Source organism: Streptomyces sp. NPDC087270 (assembly GCF_044744625.1).
In the GTDB taxonomy this organism is placed as follows: Bacteria; Actinomycetota; Actinomycetes; order Streptomycetales; family Streptomycetaceae; genus Actinacidiphila.
Window position 1 is genome coordinate 1 of the sequence record NZ_JBIUYR010000012.1, and the last position, 22,015, is coordinate 22,015.

At 74.2% G+C, this 22,015-nt stretch carries 13 protein-coding genes; 8 read left to right on the forward strand and 5 right to left on the reverse strand.

All coding sequences use genetic code 11. The features are described 5' to 3' along the window. Positions 1–257: 257 nt before the first annotated feature. Positions 258–1,142, reverse strand: coding sequence for a helix-turn-helix transcriptional regulator (locus tag ACIPAE_RS23550; protein WP_366414092.1), 885 nt, complete (start codon positions 1,140–1,142; stop codon positions 258–260). A gap of 85 nt (positions 1,143–1,227) precedes the next feature. On the opposite strand from ACIPAE_RS23550, the gene ACIPAE_RS23555 reads away from it, so the two are divergent. After that, on the forward strand, positions 1,228–2,910 hold the full coding sequence (locus ACIPAE_RS23555; RefSeq protein WP_329363624.1) for an AMP-binding protein: 1,683 nt from the start codon (positions 1,228–1,230) through the stop codon (positions 2,908–2,910). A 29-nt stretch (positions 2,911–2,939) separates the two neighbouring features. Continuing rightward, positions 2,940–4,592, forward strand: coding sequence for an AMP-binding protein (locus tag ACIPAE_RS23560; protein WP_402447939.1), 1,653 nt, complete (start codon positions 2,940–2,942; stop codon positions 4,590–4,592). Here the strand turns inward: ACIPAE_RS23560 and gcl are convergent. The 4 genes from gcl to ACIPAE_RS23580 form a co-directional block, all read right to left on the reverse strand. Beyond that, positions 4,576–6,408 (reverse strand): glyoxylate carboligase, encoded by a 1,833-nt coding sequence (gene gcl, locus ACIPAE_RS23565; protein ID WP_402447671.1) that lies wholly within the window; start codon positions 6,406–6,408, stop codon positions 4,576–4,578. The genes ACIPAE_RS23560 and gcl overlap by 17 nt on opposite strands. A 290-nt stretch (positions 6,409–6,698) precedes the next feature. Continuing rightward, positions 6,699–7,430, reverse strand: coding sequence for a hypothetical protein (locus tag ACIPAE_RS23570; RefSeq protein ID WP_329363622.1), 732 nt, complete (start codon positions 7,428–7,430; stop codon positions 6,699–6,701). A gap of 287 nt (positions 7,431–7,717) precedes the next feature. Continuing rightward, the gene (locus ACIPAE_RS23575) at positions 7,718–8,617 is read right to left on the reverse strand and encodes a 2-hydroxy-3-oxopropionate reductase (RefSeq protein ID WP_402447673.1); all 900 of its coding nucleotides are present in this window, start codon (positions 8,615–8,617) and stop codon (positions 7,718–7,720) included. 145 nt (positions 8,618–8,762) lie between these two features. Beyond that, the gene (locus ACIPAE_RS23580; protein WP_402447674.1) at positions 8,763–9,584 is read right to left on the reverse strand and encodes a TIM barrel protein; all 822 of its coding nucleotides are present in this window, start codon (positions 9,582–9,584) and stop codon (positions 8,763–8,765) included. Between the two features lie 584 nt (positions 9,585–10,168). Between ACIPAE_RS23580 and ACIPAE_RS23585 the strand changes: the two genes are divergently transcribed. From ACIPAE_RS23585 to ACIPAE_RS23610, 6 genes are all read left to right on the forward strand, one after another. Continuing rightward, positions 10,169–11,311 carry a BTAD domain-containing putative transcriptional regulator gene (locus tag ACIPAE_RS23585; RefSeq protein ID WP_402447676.1) on the forward strand — a complete coding sequence of 381 codons (1,143 nt, stop codon included), beginning with the start codon at positions 10,169–10,171 and terminating at the stop codon, positions 11,309–11,311. A gap of 5 nt (positions 11,312–11,316) precedes the next feature. Continuing rightward, the gene (locus ACIPAE_RS23590; RefSeq protein WP_402447941.1) at positions 11,317–13,776 is read left to right on the forward strand and encodes a TOMM precursor leader peptide-binding protein; all 2,460 of its coding nucleotides are present in this window, start codon (positions 11,317–11,319) and stop codon (positions 13,774–13,776) included. Further along, entirely contained in the window at positions 13,766–15,748 is a 1,983-nt protein-coding gene (locus ACIPAE_RS23595) for a TOMM precursor leader peptide-binding protein (RefSeq protein ID WP_402447678.1), read from the forward strand. Before ACIPAE_RS23590 ends, ACIPAE_RS23595 begins: the two co-directional genes overlap by 11 nt. A gap of 235 nt (positions 15,749–15,983) precedes the next feature. Then, positions 15,984–17,639 carry a nitroreductase family protein gene (locus ACIPAE_RS23600; RefSeq protein WP_402447680.1) on the forward strand — a complete coding sequence of 552 codons (1,656 nt, stop codon included), beginning with the start codon at positions 15,984–15,986 and terminating at the stop codon, positions 17,637–17,639. A gap of 18 nt (positions 17,640–17,657) precedes the next feature. After that, the gene (locus ACIPAE_RS23605; RefSeq protein ID WP_402447682.1) at positions 17,658–20,732 is read left to right on the forward strand and encodes a lantibiotic dehydratase; all 3,075 of its coding nucleotides are present in this window, start codon (positions 17,658–17,660) and stop codon (positions 20,730–20,732) included. Then, positions 20,729–21,919, forward strand: coding sequence for a lantibiotic dehydratase C-terminal domain-containing protein (locus ACIPAE_RS23610; protein ID WP_402447684.1), 1,191 nt, complete (start codon positions 20,729–20,731; stop codon positions 21,917–21,919). Before ACIPAE_RS23605 ends, ACIPAE_RS23610 begins: the two co-directional genes overlap by 4 nt. Positions 21,920–22,015 lie beyond the last annotated feature (96 nt).

The window sequence follows — 22,015 nt, forward strand, 5'->3', positions numbered from 1 at the left end:
CGCGCAGTTCCCCGCGCCCCTGATTTGGGTTGCTCGCCGTCGTCGGCGAGCTGTGCGCTGCGGAGCAGCCGCACGTACTCAGGGGCGCGGGGAACTGCGCGACCAGCCAGAGCGCACCGGCACCCGGGGGCCGTGAGGAACCCCCGCGGCGGGGTGCCGCACCCGTACCCGGGGGCGGTGAGGAACCGTTACGGCGGGGGGGCCGTACGGCACCCGGGGGGAGCCGCAGCGGCACCCGGGGTGGTGGGGGGCCGTGCTTACGGTAGGAGACCGGCGCGCCTCGCGGCGACCACCGCTTCGAGGCGGGTATGCGCCCCCAACTTCCGCATGGCGGACCGCAGATAGCTCTTCACCGTCTCGGGCCGCAAACGCAGCCGGGCCGCCGCCGCCGCATTGGTCGCCCCGGAGGAGATGGAGCTGAGGACGTCCAGCTCGCGCGGCGTGAGCTGGGGCGCGCCGCGCGAGGAGCGCCCGGGCCGGTTGGACGCGGGCGGCGCGCCCGCCGCCGCGAGCCGGGTGCACGCACTGAGCAACTCCTGCCGCAGATGCATGTCGGGCACCTGCCCGGCCAGCGCCCGCAACTCCGCGTGCGCCTCGCGCACCTCCTCCCAGGCGCGCGGATCGGCCGGCAGCGGCGCCTGCGCGAAAGACAGCAGCCGCTGCGCCTCATCCCTTATCACCAGCGCCTGCTCCAGCTCGCGGGCCGCGTCCAGCGCCACGTTCAGCGGCCGGTCACCGAGCGAGAAGGGCTGCCGCAGCGCCCCGTAGAGCACCCCGCGCACCCGGCGCTGCACGACGATCGGCACCGCCAGCACCGAGCGCAGCCCCTCGCCCGCCACCGCGGCGTCGTACTCGTGGCTGATCACCCGGGAGTCGCGGTACTCGGTGACCGCGTAGGGGCGGCCCATCGCGAGCGTCTTGCCGCCCAGACCGTTGCCCGTGGTGATCGAGAGCCCGCGCAGCGACTCGGTGGCCGTGCCCGCCAGCTCGCTGATCCGGAACTGCCGCGCCCCGTACCCGACCGGCAGCCCGCCGCCGCCCGCCACCAGCCCGCCGAACGACACCGCCAACAGCCCCGACCTGCGCATCCGCAACAGCGCCGCCCGCACCTCGACCGCCTCACCGTGTCCGTTCACCCGCATCACCCCCTCACCCCCTTCCGGGGGTAGTGAGACCCACGTCACTACCGGACGATGCTACTCAGGGGTCCGTCGACGAGGAGGACACATGGCGGCATCGGACGCGACCGGGATGTTCCGGGACGCCAGGGACTTCCTGCTGCGGCACCGTGAGGACTACCAGGCAGCGTATGACGGTTTCGGGTGGCCGAGGCCCGAGCACTTCAACTGGGCGCTGGACTGGTTCGACGCCGTCGCCGCCGATCCCGCGCGCGCCGACCGGCCCGCGCTGTGGATCGTCGAGGAGGACGGCAGCGAGGCGCGCACCACTTTCCGGGAGATGTCCGCCCGTACCGACAGGGTCGCGAACTGGCTGCGCGGCCTGGGCGTGCGGGCCGGCGACCGGGTGCTGCTCATGCTCGGCAACCAGACCGAGCAGTGGGAGACCGCGCTGGCGCTGATGAAGCTGCGGGCGGTGGCCATCCCGGCCACCCCGCTGCTCGGCCCGGCCGACCTGCGCGACCGGATCGACCGCGGCGGGGCCCGGCACGCGGTGGTGCGGGCCGCCGACACCGGGAAGTTCGCCGACGTGCCCGGCGACTACACCCGGATCGCGGTCGGCGGCGCCACCGGGCCGTGGCGGGCGTACGAGGACGCGTACGCCGCCGACCCGGTCTTCGTGCCCGACGGGCCCACCCGCGGCGACGACCCGCTGATGCTGTACTTCACCTCCGGCACCACCGCCCGGCCCAAGCTGGTCCAGCACACCCATCTGTCGTACCCGGTGGGGCACCTGGCCACCATGTACTGGATCGGGCTGCGCCCCGGCGACGTGCATCTGAACATCTCCTCGCCCGGGTGGGCCAAGCACGCCTGGTCCAGCCTGTTCGCGCCGTGGAACGCCGAGGCGACGGTCTTCGTGCACAACTACACCCGGTTCGACCCGGCCCGGCTGATGGCCGAGATGGACCGGGCCGGGGTGACCAGCTTCTGCGCGCCGCCCACGGTGTGGCGGATGCTCATCCAGGCCGACCTGCGGGCGCTGGCGCATCCGCCGCGCGAGGTGGTCGCGGCCGGCGAGCCGCTCAACCCCGAGGTGATCGAGCACGTCAGACGGCTGTGGGGGGTGGTGATCCGGGACGGGTTCGGGCAGACCGAGACCGCCGTGCAGGTCGCCAACCCGCCCGGGCAACTGGTCAAGGCCGGCTCCATGGGCCGCCCCACCCCCGGCTACACCGTCGCCCTGGTCGATCCGCAGACCGGCCGGCCCGGCGACGACGGCGAGATCTGCCTCGACCTGTCCACCCGCCCGGTCGGCCTGATGACCGGATACGCCGGCGACCCGGAGCGCACCGCCGAGGCGATGGCCGGCGGCTACTACCACACCGGCGACATCGGCCACCGCGACGCGGACGGCTACATCACCTACGTCGGCCGCAGCGACGACGTCTTCAAGTCCTCCGACTACAAGATCTCCCCGTTCGAGCTGGAGAGCGCGCTGCTGGAGCACGAGGCGGTCGCCGAGGCCGCCGTGGTGCCCGCGCCCGACGACCTGCGGCTGTCGGTGCCGAAGGCGTACGTGGTGCTCGCGGCCGGCTGGGCGGCCGACGGCGAGACCGCCAAGGCGATCTTCGCGCACTCCCGGTCGGTGCTGGCGCCCTACAAGCGGGTGCGGCGGCTGGAGTTCGCCGAACTCCCCAAGACCGTGTCGGGGAAGATCCGCCGGATCGAGTTGCGCGAGGCGACCGCGCGCGACGGCAGCCACGAGTACCGCGAGGAGGACTACCGGTGAGCGACACGGGCACGGATACGGGCACGGGCATGGGCACGACCGGGGCCGGGGCCGCCGCCGTGAGTCCGCCGGCCGAGCCGTCCTACGCGCACGGCACCGGCGGCGCCCCGCTGCTCGGCGACACGATAGGACGCAACCTCGACCGGGCGCTGGCCGCCCACCCCGACCGCGAAGCACTGGTCGACGTGGCCAGTCAACGGCGCTGGACCTACCGCGAGTTCGGCCGCGACGTGGACGCGCTGGCCCGGGGCCTGGCCGCCCACGGGGTGCACAAGGGCGACCGGGTCGGCATCTGGGCGGTCAACTGCCCCGAGTGGGTGCTCGTGCAGTACGCCACCGCCCGGCTCGGCGCGATCATGGTGAACATCAACCCCGCCTACCGGCTGCACGAGTTGGCGTTCGTGCTCAAGCAGTCCGGCATCGAGGTGCTGATCGCCTCCACCGAGTACCGCAGCAGCGACTACCGGGCGATGGCCGCCGAAGTCCGCGACGAATGCCCGCGGTTGCGCGAGGTGGTGCACATCGGCGACCCGGAGTGGGACGGGCTCATGGCGGCCGGGGCGGACCTGCCGGCCGACTACCTCGCCGTCCGGGAGGCGTCGCTCAGCTGCGACGAGCCGGTCAACATCCAGTACACCTCCGGCACCACCGGCTTCCCCAAGGGCGCCACCCTCTCCCACCACAATATCCTCAACAACGGCTACTTCGTGGGCGGCACGGTCGGCTACACCGAACAGGACCGGGTCTGCCTGCCGGTGCCCTTCTACCACTGCTTCGGCATGGTGATGGGCAACCTCGGCATCACCTCGCACGCCGCCTGCATCGTCATCCCCGCGCCCGCCTTCGACCCGGCCGCGACCCTGCGCGCCGTCGAGCAGGAGCGCTGCACCTCGCTCTACGGCGTGCCCACGATGTTCATCGCCGAGCTGGGCCTGCCCGACTTCGCCTCCTACGACCTCAGTTCGCTGCGCACCGGCATCATGGCCGGCTCGCCGTGCCCGGCGGAGGTGATGAAGCGGGTCATGTCGGAGATGCACATGGCCGAGGTGTCGATCTGCTACGGGATGACCGAGACCTCGCCGGTGTCCACCCAGACCCGCCGGGACGACGACCTGGAGCACCGCACCGAGACCGTCGGCCGGGTGCTCCCGCACATCGAGGTGAAGGTCGTGGACCCTTCCTCGGGTGTCACCCTGCCACGCGGAACCCCGGGTGAACTGTGCACCCGGGGCTACTCGGTGATGCTCGGCTACTGGGACGAACCGCAGCGCACCGCCGAAGCCGTGGACGACGGGCGCTGGATGCACACCGGGGACCTCGCGCTGATGCGGGAGGACGGCTACGTCGCCGTCGTCGGCCGGATCAAGGACATGATCATCCGGGGCGGGGAGAACATCTACCCGCGCGAGATCGAGGAGTTCCTCTACACCCACCCGAAGATCGCCGACGTGCAGGTGGTCGGCGTGCCCGACGCCCGCTACGGCGAGGAGATCCTCGCCTGCGTCATCCCGCGCGACCCGGCCGACCCGCCCACCCTCGCCGAGGTCGCCGGGTTCTGCGCCGACCGGATCGCGCACTACAAGGTGCCGCGCCAACTGCGCGTGCTGGACGCCTTCCCGATGACGGTCAGCGGCAAGGTGCGCAAGATCGAGCTGCGCGAACGGTTCAGCGCACCGCGGTGACGGCGGCCGAGGCGGTGGCGCCGGCCGGGGCGGGCGCGGTCAGCGGGATGACCGCGGTCGGGGCGTGCCAGGGCTCGGTCGCCACCTCCTCGAACTCCACCACGTTGCCGATGTCGGCGGTGGTGGACATCGAGATGTTGGTGACCCGCTCCAGGATCGCCTCGACCACCACCGGCACCCGGTGCTCGGCGGCGAGCTTCTTCGCCTGCGCGAAGGCCGCGCCCAGCTCACCGGGCTCGGTGACCCGGATCGCCTTGCAGCCCAGGCCCTCGGCGACCTTGACGTGGTCCACGCCGTAGCAGCCGATCTCCGGCGAGTTGACGTTCTCGAACTCCAGGTTCACCTGGAAGTCGATGTCGAGGCCGAGCTGCGCCTGCCGGATCAGCCCGAGGTAGGAGTTGTTCACCAGCACGTGCACGTAGGGGATGCGGTGCTGGGCGCCGACCGCCAGTTCCTCGATCATGAACTGGAAGTCGTAGTCCCCGGACAGGGCCACCACCTGGGCGTCCGGGTCGGCGGTGGCGACGCCCAGCGCGGCCGGGACGGTCCAGCCGAGCGGACCGGCCTGGCCGCAGTTGATCCAGTGCCGGGGGCGGTAGACGTGCAGCATCTGGGCGCCGGCGATCTGGGAGAGCCCGATGGTGGACACGTAGCGGGTCTCCGGGCCGAACGCGCGGTTCATCTCCTCGTAGACCCGCTGCGGCTTCATCGGGACGTCGTCGAAGTGGGTGCGGCGGTGCAGCGTCGCCTTGCGCTCCCGGGCCGAGGCGGCCCACGCCGAGCGGTCGGGCAGCAGCCCGGCCTCCTTCGCCTCCCGCGCCGCGGCGACGAACAGCTCCAGCGCGGCCTTCGCGTCCGAGGCGATGCCGTAGTCCGGGGCGAAGATCTTCCCGATCTGCGTCGGCTCGATGTCGACGTGCACGAAGGTGCGGCCGGCGGTGTAGACGTCGAGCCGGCCGGTGTGCCGGTTCGCCCAGCGGTTGCCGATGCCCAGCACGAAGTCCGAGGCGAGGAACGTCTCGTTGCCGTACCGGTGCGAGGTCTGCAGGCCGACCATGCCGGCGTTCAGCGGGTGGTCGTCGGCGATCGCGCCCCAGCCCATCAGGGTGGGCACCACCGGCACCCCGGTCAGCTCGGCGAACTCCACCAGCAGGTCGGCCGCGTCGGCGTTGATCACCCCGCCGCCCGCGACGATCAGCGGGCGTTCGGCCGCGCCGAGCATCGCCAGCGCCTTGGCGATCTGCGCGGCCGAGGCGGCCGGCCGGTAGACCGGCAGCGGCTGGTACGTCTCGGGGTCGAACTCGATCTCGGTGAGCTGCACGTCGATCGGCAGGTCGATCAGCACGGGGCCGGGGCGCCCGGAGCGCATCAGGTGGAACGCCTGCTGGAAGACGCCCGGGACCTGCGCGGCCTCCAGCACGGTGGTGGCGGCCTTGGTGACCGGCGCGGCGATCGAGGCGATGTCGACCGCCTGGAAGTCCTCCTTGTGGATCACCGCGGTGGGGGCCTGGCCGGTGATGCACAGGATCGGGATCGAGTCGCCGATCGCCGAGTACAGGCCGGTGATCATGTCGGTGCCCGCCGGACCCGAAGTCCCGATGCACACGCCGATGTTGCCCGGCGCGGTGCGGGTGTACCCCTCGGCCATGTGCGAGGCGCCCTCCACGTGCCGGGCGAGCGTGTGGGTGATCCCCCCCGAGGCTTTCAGAGCCGCGTAGAAGGGGTTGATGGCCGCTCCCGGGACTCCGAAGGCCACGTCCACGCCTTCGAGTTCGAGGATCTCCACGGCCGCGCGCGCGGCGGTCATACGGGTCATGAGGACTCCCTGCGGGGCTTCAACGGGGGGGGCGAGCTGAGCGCTCGACGTACTGTTTTCCGCAATACGGAAAGTAACTTCTGTTATGTGAAATGAGGCTAGGTCGCCGACGGATGGGCGTCAAGGCGTCGGATGAGGGTGTGCGGTGCCGTCGCTCGCGCAAGGAGCGGGCAGATCCAGGGGTGCTGGGGGCGCCTGCGGGCGAAGCCAGGGGGAGGGACGGCGCGGTCAGCCCACGACCTGGCCGAAGCTCCGGGAACCCGCGGGACGGGGCAGTGCGGGCGGACCGCCTACTCGGGCCCCCGCCGGGTCAGTTGCTCCGCGGCCTCGTTGACCGGCTGGGGCGTCCCCGTCAGGTCGAGGACGTACAGCGGCACGGCGAGCCGGTCGGCCCGCAGCCGCGCGTCGTGGGCGTACCCGGCCAGCGAGAAGAACGCGCCGGTGGCGTCCTCGTTGACGCAGTTGAGCCACAGGCACTCGACGTCCCGCAGCGGAGTGGGCAGCGTGGTCGGGTCCACCTGGGCGACCAGCCTGTCGCCGCGCAGGTCGATGCCGTTGGCGGTACGGTCCCCGGCCAGCCGTACGTTCCCGAAGCCGAGCCACTTGAGGTAGTGGGCGGCCGCGCTCAGCGCGTCCCGGGCGGTGCGGATCGTGACCGGGCGGAACGGCGGCCGGCGGGTGGTCGGCGGCGGCACCGGACCGGTCGGCTCGGGTGCGCCCTCCTGCGGCGCGGGCACCTTGCCGTCACCGGAGTCGGCGGCGCAGGCCGCGACCGGCAGCCGCACCAGCGCGCCGCAGGCGCAGTCGTACTCCGGCTGCGGCCACTGGTCGGAGCGCCCGCACTCCGGGCAGCGCAGCCGTATCCAGGACTCGTCCCAGGAGTGGTGCAGCACCTGTACGGGCCGGCCGCCGGCCAGCACCGGCGGGGCGAGCGGGTTGCCGCAGGCGCACGGAAACGTCGGGGCGGTGTAGCCGTGCTCCCGCCCGCAGGCGGGGCAGCGCACCGGCACGCTCTCAGCCATCGCTCGCAACTCCCGTCCGGCCCCGGCGGTTCGGGCCGAGGTGTCGTGCACCCATAGTGCAGGAAGTCGGCGCCGCTGTGACCGTTCCCTCGCACCCGGTAAGCGTACGAGGGAAGTCGCGGGCTTCGGGGGTGGCCGCCCGGCGGTGCTCCCGCGGCCGTGCGGCCGTACGGGCGCCCCCAGGCGCGACCCTTGTCGGGGCACGCACCGCCGGGCGGGGTTCGGGGTGGCCGGGCGGGCCCTTCACACCGGTGGTACTCGGCGCGGGCCCGGCTGCCGACCCGGGCTCAGCCCTTGACCGGCAGGCCGGAGAGCCGTTCCACGCCCCGCAGCAGCGCCGAGTGGTCCAGGCCGCCGTCGCCCTGCGCGCGCAGCGAGGCCACGAGGTTCGCGACCACCGCGCCGACCGGCAGGGCCGCGCCGACGGTGCGGGCCGCGTCGGTGACGATCCCCATGTCCTTGTGGTGCAGGTCGATCCGGAAGCCGGGGGCGAAGTCGCGGTCGAGGAAGTTGTCCTTCTTGCGGGCGAGCACGGTGGAGCCGGCCAGGCCGCCGCCGAGGACTTCGAGCGCCGCGGACAGGTCCACGCCGGACTTCTCCAGGAAGACCACGGCCTCGGCGCACGCCTGGATGTTGACCGCCACGATGAGCTGGTTGGCGGCCTTCACGGTCTGGCCGGCGCCGTGCGGGCCGCAGTGCACCACGGTCCTGCCCAGCACCTCCAGCAGCGGCCGGGCCCGGTCGAAGTCGGCCGCCTTGCCGCCGACCATGATGGACAGCACGGCCTCGACCGCGCCCGCCTCGCCGCCGGAGACCGGCGCGTCGAGCACGCGGATGCCCTTGTCCGCGGCCGCCTTCGCCAGGTCGATCGAGGTCTGCGGGGTGATCGAGGAAGTGTCGATCAGCAGGGCGCCGCGGCGGGCGTGCGCGAGTATGCCGTCCTCGCCGTAGGCGATCGCCTCGACCTGCGGGGAGGCCGGGACCATGGTGACGATGACGTCCGCGTCGCGGACGGCCGCGGCGATCGAGTCGGCGGCGGTGCCGCCGTTGGCGGCCAGCCGGGCCAGCTTCTCGGCTTCCAGGGTGTAGCCGGTCACGTCGTAACCGGCCTTGATCAGGTTCTCCGACATCGGCGAACCCATGATGCCCAGCCCGATCCAGGCGACCTTGGGCAGTGTGGTGCTCATCTTCTTGCCTTCCGTGGGTGCGGGCCGGATGCGGTGCCGGCGCGGCTCAGGGGATGGGGAGGGAGAGGGACGGGGGACGGATACGGGGATGGATACGGGGATGGAGAGGGCGAGTTGAGGGGTGGGGGCCCGGTGGTTCGGCGGGTCAGCGGGGGAGCCAGCCGAAGGCGGCCGCGGAACCGGCGGGTGAGGGCTTGTACTCCAGGCCGGTCCAGCCGTCGTAGCCCTTCGCGCGCAGGGCGTCGAGGAGGGCGCCGAGCGGGAGGGTGCCGGTGCCGGGCGCGCCGCGGCCGGGGCTGTCGGCGATCTGCACATGGCCGGTGAGCGCGGTGTGCCGCTCGATCACGGCGGGCAGGTCCTCGCCGTTCATGGCGAGGTGGTAGAGGTCGAGCAGGAAGCGCGTGTTGTCCAGTCCGGTCGCCTCGTTGACCTGACGGACGACGTCGACGGCGGCGTCCGCGGAGACCAGCGGGTAGCGCGGGGACTCGGGGGCGTTGAGCGCTTCGATCAGCAGGGTCGCGCCGATCTCGTCCGCGGCGCGGGCGGCACGCACCAGGTTCTCCAGCGCGAGCGCGTCCTGCGCGGCCGGCTCCACGCCGTCCACGCGGTTGCCGTAGAGCGCGTTGAGCGCGCGGCAGCCCACGGACGCGGCGAAGCCGGCGGCGACCTCGACGTTGGCGCGGAAGCGGTCGGACTCCTCGCCGGGTACGGACAGCGCGCCGCGGTCGGGCCCCGGCAACTGCCCGGCGTAGAAGTTGAGGCCGACCAGGCGGGTGCCGGCCGCCTCCAGGGCCGAGCGCAGATCGTCGAGGCGGACCTTGTCGGGCGCGGGGTCGTCGATCCACGGCCACCACAGTTCGACGGCGTCGAAGCCCGCGGCGGCGGCCGCGGCCGGCCGCTCCAGGAGGGGGAGTTCGGTGAAGAGGATCGAGAGGTTCACATCGAAGCGCGCGTCGGCGAGACCCACGAAGCGGCTCCTTCCAGAAGGTCGAGATTTCACATTGCGGAAGTTGGTTTCTGTCTTGTGGAACAGTGAAGCAGCCTCGGCTGTGGTGTCAAGCGATCCCGGCGCGGGGCGCGGCCGCGGGTCGCCGACGCGGGTCGCGTGCGCGGGGGCGGCCATCGGGTCGCCTCGTGCGGGTGCGGCCGGGTGTCGGCGGCAATCGCCGCGGACTTTTGGTTCTTTTGTCCGTGCCATTACTTCGGCCGAGTTGTCCTGTGATGTCGGGGCGTCCGATCCTCCGGAAAAACGATATTCACCCGCTCGTAATACTGTGAGGGATGTCCGTTTGCCCTCCAGTGCTGCCGCGGCATACCGTCCCGGAGTGTCCTGGTTGCGCCGGTTAACGGGCGTTCAGGCACCCTGGACAGCTAAACGGAGCTGCCGTATCCTCATCCGAGATCGCCGATAGTCTGGGCCGTATCCGGCCTTTGTCTCTGCTCGGTGCACACTTGCCGGGCCGTCGGTGTCACGGGGCTACGGGGACGGTGAAGTGTGTGTTCCGATCAGACGCGCGCGCGGCACGAAGAACGACGAACGGCCATGGTCCGATGACCTCCGCCGAGCCGCCGACGGGCGAACGAGGCGGTACGCACACCCGGTTCACCGTTCTCGGCATGCTCACCCTCGCGGACGGCAGGGAATCCGTCGTCCTCCAGCCGTCGCGGCCCGCCGCTCTGCTCGCCGCATTACTTCTGCACGCGAATTCCGTGGTCACCGCTGATTTTCTGCAGCAGGTTATCTGGGGCGCCGACACGCCCGCACAGGCGAAGGCCGCATTACACAGCTGCGTGTTGCGGCTGCGCCGGCTCTTCAGTAAATACGGCGTCGCCGACAACGCCATCGAGGCAGTTCCCGGCGGTTACCGGCTGACCGCGGACGCCGCCGCACTCGACCTCGTGGAGTTCCGCGAACTGCTCGGCCAGGCGTATTCCGCGGCGGAACCGGAAAAGGAACTCGGGCTGCTGCGCACCGCGCTCGCGCTCTGGCGGCCGCCGCTGCTGTCGAACGTCCACTCCGACCTGCTGCACCGCGACGAGGTCCCGCGGCTGGAGGAGGAGTGGCTGCGCGCCATCGAGCGGGTCTTCGACCTCGAACTCGCCCGCGGCCGCTACCGCGAGGCGGTCGCCGAGATCTGGCCCACCGCCCGCGCCCACCCGCTGCACGAGCGCTTCACCGGGCAGCTGATGGAGGCGCTGTACCGGACCGGCCGCCGCGCGGAGGCGCTCGCCGAGTACCGCAAGGCCAAGGAGCACCTCGCCCAGCAACTCGGCGTGGACCCCGGCCCCGACCTGCAACGGCTCGAACTCGCCATCCTGCGCGGCGCCCACGCCGACGGACCCCGGCCCGCCACCGCGACGTCGGCGGCCGGTTCCACCGACGGCCCCGACGACGCCCAGGACAGCCAGGACCCCCGGGGCACTCAGGATGCCCAGGGCACTCGGGACAGCCAGGACTCCCTGGACGGCGCCCTCAGCGGTGCCCGCGTGCTCGACCGGCTGGTCGGCGCGGGGCTGCTGGAGGAAGGGCCGCGCGGCCACTACCGCATGCACGACCTGCTGCGTGTCTTCACCCGGGCAGCCGCCGCCGACGGTGTCGGTGCCCGGGCCGCACGCACCCCTCGCGCCAGCGGGCGCACCCCCCACCCGTCCCCCCGGCCCGGCGCCGCGGAACTGCACCCCACGGAGGCGTGACCGACATGGTGTCACCGTACGAGGAGATCGCCGCGACCCGGCCGCGCATCCGCCGGGACGTGCTCTACACGCAGACGCCGACCGGAGTCCACTTCCACAACGCGCGTGGCGGATTCAGCGTCGTGATGCCGTCGGCCTACCGCTTCGCGTCCCTGATCGTGCCGCACCTGACCGGCGACAACACGGTGGCCGCGCTCTGCGGGGGCCTCGGCGACAAGCAGCGCGACATGGTGGCCCGACTCGTCGGCACGCTCTACGCGCGTGGCTTCGCCAGGGACGCGGTCCCGCCGGCCGCCGACGCGCCGGTGCCCGAGGAGGCCGTGGCGCGGCGGTTCGCCGCGCAGATCGCCTACGTCGACCACTACACCGATGACGCGGCGGCCCGGTTCCTGCGTTTCCGGCACACCCGGGTGGCCGTGGTCGGCGACGACGCGCTCGCCCGCTGGGCGGCGCTGTCGCTGGTCCGCAACGGCTGCGCGCGGGTGGCCGTCACGTCCGAGGCGGTCACGTCCGAGGCCGTCACGTCCGCGGCCACCTCCGCCGTCCCGTCCGCGACCGATTCCGCCGCCGCCCCCTCGGCGTCCGAGGAGGCCGCGGCGTTGCGGGAGGAGGGCTGTCCGGTGGCGCTCGACGTGCTCGAACCCGGCCGCGGGACGGGCGAGTTCGGTTGGGCCGACCTCGACGGGTACGACCTCGTGGTGGTCACCGGTGAGCGCGGCCCGCGGCAGGTCGCCGCGCTGTCCGACGCTGTCCCGGCCGGGAAGAGGGTGCTGCCCGCCTGGATGTTCGGCCGGTCGGCGGTGGTGGGGCCGCTGCTCACCGGCGGGCCTGGTGAGGCGGATGCGACGGTGGCATCCGACGGGTCCGGTGGCTCCGCCGAGACCGTCGCGCCGGCCGGCTGCTGGACCTGCGCGGCGCTGCGGCTCGGCGCCAACGGGGACCCGGCCGACGCCGCCGACCTGTGGAGCGGGCTGGCCCCCGGCGGCCCGCGCGACCAGCCCGGCGCGGCCTCCCTGAGCGGTCCGCTCGCCGCCATGCTCGGCAACCTCCTCGGCTACGAGGTGTTCCGGCTCACCACGGGCGCGCTGCCCGCCGAAAGTGAGGGCCGGCTGATCGTCCAGGACACCGACTCGCTCGACACCGTCACCGAACCCCTCCTCCCGCACCCGCGCTGCCCGGCCTGCGCCCCGCTCGCGGCACCGCCCGCCACGGTCACCGACCTGGAGCAGCTCGACGAGGCCGGCGACGCCGCACCGGCCGGGGACCTGACCGCCGCGGTGGGGGACGCCGACGCCGGGCAGGCCGCGCTCGCCGAACTCACCGACCGGTCCGCGCTCGTGGGGCCCACCGCGGGCGTCTTCCAGGCGTACGCGGACGAGACGTGGGCGCAGACCCCGCTCAAGGCCGCAACGGTGCGGCTCGGCCTCGGCCACGGAGTACGGCGGGAGATCAGCGCGTTCGACGTCCACCACGTCGCCGGGGCGCGGTTGCGCGCGCTGCACCGGGCCGCCGAGGTCTACGCCGAACACGTCGTACCGCCGGCGGAGCCGCTCACGGGTGCCGCGCTCGACGCGGCCCGGGAGAAGTGGCGGGCGGTGGACCCCGCGGACCTCGCCACCGCGGCCGGGCTCGGGTACGGCGCCGGGGCGGCCACCGCGTGGTGCGCGGCCACCTCGCTCCTGGGCGGCGGCACCGTGCTCGTACCGGCCGCCGCGGTACGCCCGTTCGGCCCGTACAACCGGGACCGGCTGGTCGAGCCGACCTCGGCGGGCACCGGCGCCGGCCGTACCCCGGCCGAGGCCGCCGCCCGCGGCGTGCTCACCGCGCTCGGCCACGCGGCCCTGCGCGCCGCCCTGCGCGGGACGACCGAGGTCCGCGCGATCGACCCGGCCGCACTGGCGGAACGCGTCGGCCCCGAGGACGGCGACGACGCCGAACTCACCTTCCTGCTGCGGTCGGCCGCCAACCTCGGCGCCGACCTCGACCTCCTCGACCTCGGCGCGCCGGACGCGCGGCCCGCCCCCACCGTGCTCGCCCGCGCGGGCGGGAGCTGGGCGCTGGGCACCGCACCGCGCTGGCGCGACGCGGCACTCGAAGCACTCCGCGACCTGCTCGGCACTCTCCAACTGGCCGCCGAGGAAGCCGGATCGGGTGACGGCGCCGCGCCGGGCGCCGGTGCCGGAGCGGGTGGCCGTGCCGGCGCAGGCGATCGCACCGCCTCCGCCCGCGTCGACACCGGCGACCCGCTCATGAAGGACCTCGCGCCCGCCACGATCGCGGCCACCCGGGACCCCGGACCCGTGCCGCTGACCGAGCGGACCGACTGGGCCACCGTCGCCGCCCGGCTGCGCGCGGCCGGGCAGGACCTGCTGGCCGTCCCCGTGCACGCGCCCGACCTCGCGGCCGGCCGGCTGCACGTGACCCGCGTCCTGCTGACGTCGCCCCGGGCCTCCGATGCGCACTGACGTCCGCCCGGCGCCCGTCGCCGCGCCGCCGCCGGCCGAGCGGGCCACCGACAGGCCCGCCGGGTCGTCCGTCGTCGGCGCCCTGGCCGCCGCCCTCGGCGCCGCCCTTGCCGGCAGTCCGGCCGCGCACGGCATTCCCGCTCCCGCCGTCCATCCGCTGGGCCTGCGGGACGAGTTGGCGGTTCCGGGCGGCGACGAACCGGACGCCGTCCACGTGTACGGGCACCACGCGCTGGTGGGGCCGTTCGCCCCGGGCGGCGGCCCGGCATGCGCCCGGTGCCTCGCGCGGCGGTGGCAGGCGGTCCGGGCCCGGGGGTTGCGGGACGCGCTGGAGTCGGGCACGGACACCCGGGCGGCGGGCGCCTCGCCGTGGCAACTGCCCTTCGCCGTGGACGCGTTGGCCGCGGTGCTCGCGGCGCACACCGCGGCGGCGGCCGGCACCGCACGGGAGCGGTTCCCGTACGCGTACCTGCTGGACCTGGAGACGCTGGGGGTGACGCGGTTCCCGGTGGCTCCCGACGCGGAGTGCCCCGCGTGCGGGGACGCGCCGCCGGACACCGCGCCCGCCGCCGCCGTTCCGCTGCCGGCGACGCCCAAGCGGTCCGCGACGGACTTCAGGAGCCGGCCGGCGGACGCGTACGACGTGCCGCTTGAGGTCTTCGTCAACCCGGTGGCGGGCATGCTCGGCCCGTCCGTGGTGCCGGACCTGGTGTCGGCGTCGACGTCCTCCACGGTCGGCTCGTTCCTGCTGCGCTCCGGCGACTACCTGCGCGAGTGCTTCTGGGGCGGGCACACCCCCCGCTACCGCTCCAGCGTCCGGGTCGGCCTGCTCGAAGGGCTGGAGCGCTTCGCGGGGATGCGGCCGCGCGGCAAGCGCACCCAGGTCGTCGCGGCGTACGACGAACTCGCCCGCACCGCACCGGTGCTCGACCCCCGCGCGTGCGGCCTGTACGACGCCGGCTTCCACCGCGCGGAGCCCGAGGTGCGCCCGTTCGATCCGGCGCGGCCGATCCCGTGGGTGTGGGGCTACTCGCTGCGCGACCACCGTCCGCTGCTGGTCCCGGAGATCACGGCGTACTACCACGCGCCCGGCGGCCTCGCCAACCGCTTCGTGCAGGAGAGTTCCAACGGCTGCGCTTCCGGCGGAAGTTGGGCCGAGGCGGTGTACTTCGGGCTGATGGAGGTGATCGAACGCGACGCCTTCCTGCTCGCCTGGTACGGCCGCGCCCCGCTCACCGAGATCGACGGCTCGGCCAGCCGCCGCCCCGAAACCCGTTCGATGATCGACCGGTTGGCGATGTACGGCTACCGGGCCCGGTTCTTCGACACCCGGATCACCTTTCCGGTGCCCGTGGTGACCGCCGTCGCCGAGCGCGTCGACGGCGGAACCGGCCGGCTGTGCTTCGGCGCGGGCGCGAGCCTCGACCCGGAGGCGGCGCTCGCCGCCGGGCTGTGCGAGATCGCCACCGACGCGGTCAACCTGCGCGCCAGGACCGAACGCGACGCCCCCCGACTGCGGGCGATGGCCGAGGACTTCACGAAGGTGCGGGTGCTGCACGACCACCCGCTGGTGTACGGGCTGCCGGAGATGGCCCGGCACGCCGACTTCCTGCTGGGCACGTCGGACCGCCCCGGCAACCGCAGGCCGCCCCGGATCACGCCGGCCGCGCTCGCCCGCGACACCGTCGCCCCCGGCGACGACCTGCGCGACGACGTCGAGGCGTGCGTCGCGCAGGTCGCCAGGGCCGGGTTCGACGTGATCGCCGTCGACCAGACCGGGCCGGAGCAGCGGGCGCTCGGCTTCCGCACCGCCGGGGTGATCGTGCCGGGACTGCTCCCGATCGACTTCGGCTGGAACCGCCAGCGGGCCCGCCACATGCCCCGCATGCGGAGCGCGCTGCGGGAAGCGGGGCTGTGCGAAAGGGACTTGGCGGCCGATGACCTCAACCCGGCGCCACATCCGTTTCCTTGACGCCCTTGACGCCCTTGACGCCCTTCACGCCCTTGGCGAGGCGACCCGGAACGGACGGCGGAGCGGCAAGACGGCAGTACGGCGGTGAGGCGGCACAGCGGCAAGGCGGCACGGCAGTACGGCAGTTCCGCGCGACCCGGCAGGACCCGAGGCAGCACCCAGGCAGCACCCGCAAGGACCGCAAGGACCGCAAGGACCGAGAGGCCCGAGAGGCCCGATGAGGAAAGGACCGCCCGTGGGATTCGCCCATGAGTACGCGACCGCGATCGTCCGGCGCGGCCGGTACCCGATGGAGCCGGCCGACTGGGTGCCCGACTGGGCGGACCGGCCGCGCAAGGGGAAGCACTTCCCCGGCGCCGAGAGCTTCCCGCTGCCGCACGCCACCCCCGCGCCGCCGCCCGGCGCGACCGTCGAGCGCGGCCTGTACGGGCCGCGCGGCGGCGGCGCGTTCACGCTGCCGCTGCTCGCCGGGATGCTCCAGGACTCCTACGGCCTGACCGGCCGCCGGCTCGCCGTCCAGGCCAACTCCGACCTGGGCACGCTGCCGATGTACGCCGAGGCGAACTGGTCGCGGGGCAGCGCGTCCGGCGGCGGCCTGTACCCGGTCGGCATCCACTGGGTCAGCGGACCCGGCGGCCCCCTCACCCCCGGCGTGCACTACTACGACACCCGGCAGCACGCGCTGCGCCGCCTGCTCACCGGTGACGTCACCCCGCAGGTGCGCGCGGCGGTCGGCGAACCGGCCCTCGGCCACGACCAGTTCCTCGTGCTCACCGTGCGCTTCTGGCAGAACTCCTTCAAGTACAACAGCTTCAGCTACCACGTCGTCACGATGGACACCGGTGCCCTGCTGGCCACGTGGCGGATCTGGGCCCGCGCCCACGGCCTGCACGTCGGCCCCGCCTTCTGGTTCGACGAGCCCCGGCTCGGCGCCCTGCTCGGCCTGACCGACGACGAGGAGGGCGTCTTCGCCGTGGTGCCGCTGGCCTGGCAGCCCTCCACCGCGCACGCGACGACAAACGCGGCCGCGGCGGCCGGCACCGGCACCGGGGCCGCGGAGGCCGAAGGCACGGGCTCCGGCGCGATCTCCGGCGCGGCATCCGTGCGGGTAGGGCATGCCGACCAGGAGCGTTCGGGGTTCACCACGACCTTCGAGACGGTGCGGCGGATGCACGCGGCGACGGTCGAGGGCGCGACCCGGCGGCCGGCGGCCGGCGCGCTCGCGGCGGCGTCGGCGCGGCCGGTCGAGGCGGGCGGCGAGCGGGTCGCGCTGCCCGCGCGGGAGCCGCTGGAACGCGGGGTGCGGCAGGCGCTGCGGGCCAGGCGCAGCAGTTTCGGCAGGTTCCAGGCGGCGCGTCCGCTGGCGGCGCGGGAACTGGCGACGGTGCTCGCCGCCGCGGACGCCGCCGGCACGATGGACAGCGACGCGGAGCCCGCTGACGCCGAACCCCTCACCCGGCTGCTGGTGTTCGTGAACCACGTGGCGGGCGTGCCGCAGGGCGCTTACGCGTACGACCGGGCCGACGGGTCGCTGCGGCTGCTGCGGGCCGGCCGCCCGGGGGAGTTCCTCCAGCGCAACTACTTCCTGGCGAACTACAACCTGGAGCAGGCCGCGGCCGTGATCGTGCCCGCCGCGCGCACCCACGCCGTGCTGGACGCCGTCGGGGACCGCGGCTACCGCCTGGTGAACGCGGTGGTCGGCGGCATCTCCCAGGCCGTGTACACCGCGTCGAGCGCGGCCGGCCTCGCCTGCGGAGTGGCGCTCGGGTTCGACGCGATCTCCTTCACCGAGGAGTTGGGGCTCGACGCGACCGGCGAGATCCCGCTGCTGATCATGATGATCGGCCACGAACGGCCCCGCCCGGCCGACTTCCGCTACGAGATCGCCTGAGCGCCCGTGATGAGAGATGTGGACGACGTGAGTGAGGCGAGCGCCACGCGCGCGAGCGATACCGGCACCAGCACCAGCACCAGCACCAGCACCGGCACCAGCACCAGCACCGGCACCGGCACCGGCACCGGCATCGGCACCACGGCAGGAGACGGCGCTGCCCGGAACTGGCTGCTGCACCGCCGCTTCGTGCTGCGCGTGGCCGGCCTGCCGGTGGAGGCCGTGGAGCGGCTGCGCGACCCGCGGGCACGCGCCTGGGCCGAGCAGGTGCTCGACGCGCAGGACCGGATCGACGCGCTCGCGGACGCGTTGGCGGACCCGCTGACCGCGCTGGTCGTGGCGACCGACGACGAACGGCAGCGCCGCCGCGTACTGGCCCTGCGCCGAGAGGTGTTCAACGGCCGGGTGCCGCGCGATCCCGACGCCGTAAGGGAGTTGGCGCGAGCCGCGGGCGGCGGAACCGGCGAACTGCTGGAGCGCTGGCTCACCGCTCGGCGCGAACTCGCCGGGGCCCTCGCCACCGGTGGCGGCCTGGTGGACGACGGACTCGCGGCGGCCCGGGCCGAGTTGCGGCGGCTCGCGGCCGAGGAGCGGCTGCGGCTCGGCCTGGTGCTGGCCTCGCCGACCCTCGACGGGCAACTGGACGCGTTCATCGCGGAAGGCGCGGCGGGGCCGGTGCCCGCACCGGACAAGCGGGCCCGGAAGAAGGAGCGGTCGCTGCTCTCGTACCTGTACCGCACGGCGTGCAAGACCAGCCCGTTCAGCACGTTCACGGCAGTGGCGGCGGGGGAGTTCGAGGAGCCGTCCGGCCGAGGGGACGAGGGGGCGACGGACGCTCGGGGCGAGCTGGGCGACGGCTGGAGCAGCCATCCCCGGCTGAACGTGGTGGTGCTGGCCCGGCTGGCGGAGCTGGTCGCCGCCGACCCGGACCGCCGCGCCGACCTGCCGGTCGCGGTGTCCGCCGGCTGGAACCTCGACGACGACCGGCTGCGCTACGTGCGCCGCTCGGTGACGACGGGCGACGACACCGCGGCGGTCAGCTTCGACGCCGCCCACGACCGGCTGTTCTTCCTGCGCCGCAGCGGCACCCTGGAGCGGATGCTCGGCCTCTTCGCCGGCGGCGCGACGCCCCGGTACGGCGACCTCGCCGACTGGCTCGCCGCGGAGACCGGTGCCGCGCCCGAAGAAGCCGCCCGCTACCCCGCGACCCTGCTGGATCTCGGCATCCTCCAGATGACCGGCCTGGACACCGACGTCCACACGCCGGACCCGCTGCGCTCCTTCCGGGCCGCGCTGCGGGCCCTGGACCGCCCCTGGGCCGATCGCGTCGCCGCCCGCCTCGCCGGCGCCGCCTCCTGCGTCGAGCGCTACGCCGCCGCCGACCTCGCCGGACGGCGCGCCCTGCTGCGTACCCTGCGCGGCGAACTGATCAGCGTGCAAGAGGAGTTAGGGGCCGACGCCCCGTCGCTCCCGCAGACGCTGCTCTACGAGGACGTACGCGCCGAGCCCGTGGGCGCCGACCTGGAGCGCTGGACCGAGCTGGCCGCGGCGCCGCTGCACTCCCTGACCCGGGTACTGCCCGCCTTCGACGTGGCGCTGCCGCAGCGGCTGGTGCTGAAGGGCTTCTTCCTGGCCCGGTACGGCCGCGGTGGGCGCTGCGACGACGTGCTGCGGCTGGTGCACGACTTCCACGAGGACATCTTCACGCAGTACCTCCAGTTCACGTCCACCAAGTCGCCCTGGGCGCCTGATGGTTCGGCCGCGCCGGAGGAGAACTGGCTGGGCCTGCCGGAGGTCACCGCGCTGGACCGGGCCAGGGCGGAGTTCACCCGCCGGATGCGCGAGGCGTGGCACGACCACCCGCCCGGCGCCGAGGAGTTGCGGCTCGACGAAGCCACCGTGGACGCGGTCGCCGCCGAACTCGCCCCGCTCGCAGCCGGGTTCACCCCGCACAGCCACTTCGTGCAGCTCGCCGAGCGCGACGGCGACCCGCTGGTGGTCCTCAACAACTCCTACGGCGGCCTGTGCTTCCCCTTCACCCGCTTCACCCACTGCTTCGACGGCGCGGAGGGCACGGGCGCGGACCCGGCCGAGCTCCCCGCCACCGGAACCCCCGCCACCGGGACCCCTGCCGCCGGGACCCCCTCCAACAGCCCGGCCGCCGACGGCCTCAGCGCTGAGCTGCGCCGCACCCTGCGTGCCTGGCAGCCGCCCGGCGCGGTCTTCGCCGAGGTCACCGCCGGCTCCGCGACCACCAACCTCAACCTGCACGGGCGGCTCACCGACCACGAGATCGTCTGCCCGGGCGAGCGCGGCACCGGGTCCGCCGGAGCGCGGATCGACCTGGACGACCTGTACGCGGAACACGACGAGGCCACCGACCGGCTGGTGCTGCGCTCGCGCCGGCTCGGCCGCGAGGTCGTGCCGCTCTACCTCGGCTACCTGGTGCCCATGGTGCTGCCCGAAGTGCCGCGCACGCTGCTGCTCTTCTCGCCCACCTCCCGCGCCCGGCCCGACCTGTGGCGCGGTGTTCCGCAGGGCCCGGCGGTCGACGGAGTCACCGCCCGGCCCCGGGTGCGCTACCGCGGTCTGGTCCTGCACCGGCGCAGCTGGACCGCGGCGCCGGGCGCGCTGCCGGTGCGCGAGCCGGGCGCGGGTGAAGCCGCGTACTACCTCGCGTGGCAGCGCTGGCGGCGCCGGCACAGCCTGCCGGCACGGGTGTTCGCGACGGTACGGGAGGAACTGCCCGGCGGCGGGGGGCCGGCGGCGGCCTTCGGGGGCGGCGCCAAACCCGGCTACGTCGACTTCGACAGCCCGCTGTCCCTGATCGCTCTCGAAGCGCTCACCGGCGGCGGCCGGGCCCGCACGGTCTTCGAGGAGATGCTGCCGGCGGCGGACGAGCTGCACGTCCGCTCCGCACGCGGCCGCCATGTCGCCGAACTGGCCGTGGAGATCGTCCCCCGTCCGGCGGCGACCGCGCCCACCCCGGCACCCACCCCGGCACCGACCCCGGCACCCGCCCCGACCCCGGCAGCCGCATCGGCGCCGGCACCCGCACCCGACCCGCACGGAAGGCAGGGCACGCGCGTATGACGACGATCCCGCACGGCGGCAGCACCGGCCCCGCCCCCGGCACTCCCGTGGCAGCCGACCCCGCCGGACCCGCCGACCCCGCCCGCCCAGCCGACCCCGCCGGACCCGCCGACCCCGCCCGCCCAGCCGGCCCTGCCCGCCCCGCCGGGCCCGCCGATCCCCGGGGGGACTGGCAGGCGTACCACGTCTTCTACGCCGCCAGCACCCGCCCCTTCCTGCTCCAGTGCGCCCGGCCCCTGGTCGCCGAACTCACCCGCGACGGCCTGCTGTCGGGGTGGTTCTTCATCAACTACTGGCTGGAGGGGCCGCACATCCGGCTGCGGCTGCGCCCCTCCTCGCCGCAGGCCGGGCCCGAGGTCGCCGCCCGCGCCGCCGCGGCCGTCGAGGACTTCCTCAAGCGCCGGCCCGCTCTGTACGAGGTCAAGGACGGCTTCCTCGCCGAGCTGTACAACACCCTCTTCGAGCTGGAGTACCCCGGCGGCGAGCGGGACCGCTTCACCGACGCGGCCGGCCGGATGCGGCTGCGCCCCAACAACTCCTTCGCCGCCGAGCCCTACGAGCCCGAGTACGGGAAGTACGGCGGCCCGGCCGGGGTCGAACTGGCCGAGTGGCACTTCCAGCGCTCCAGCGAACTGGTGGTCGACGCGGCGGCCACCATGAACCTGCACGTGCGGACCGTACTGCTGGGCACGGCCGCGCAGTTGATGATGACCATGGCCGGGTGCCTGCTGCCCGGCGAGACCGCGCTGCTCACCTTCCTCGACCGCTACCACGAGTTCTGGAACTCCGCCTTCACCGGCACCAACTTCACCGCCAGCGACGGCTACGACCGCGCCTACCAGGCCATGGGCACCGCGCTGCCGCACCGCTTCCAGGAGATCCGGCGGGCCACCGCGCGGCCCGCGCTCGGCCGGCTGCCCGGCTTCCTTCGCGGCTGGGCCGAGCACGGCCTCGAACTGCGCGAACGGGTATCGGAGTTGGCCCGCTCCGGCGACCTGGTCTTCCGCTCCTGGGACGGCAGCCGGGACCTGCCGGTGGACGACCCCGAGCAGGCCCTGCCGATGCTCGCCTCGCCCTACCTGCACATGACCAACAACCGGCTGTCGGTCAGCGTCCGCGACGAGGCGTACCTCTCCTACGTGCTCGGCCGCGCGCTTCGCGAACCCCGCCCCGCGGTGACCCCGTGACGACCGTCGGCGGCTTCCTCGACATGCGGCCCGCCGTGCGCGACGACGTGACCGTCGGGCCGGCCCTGACCCGCGGCCCCAAGGTGGTCCACCTCG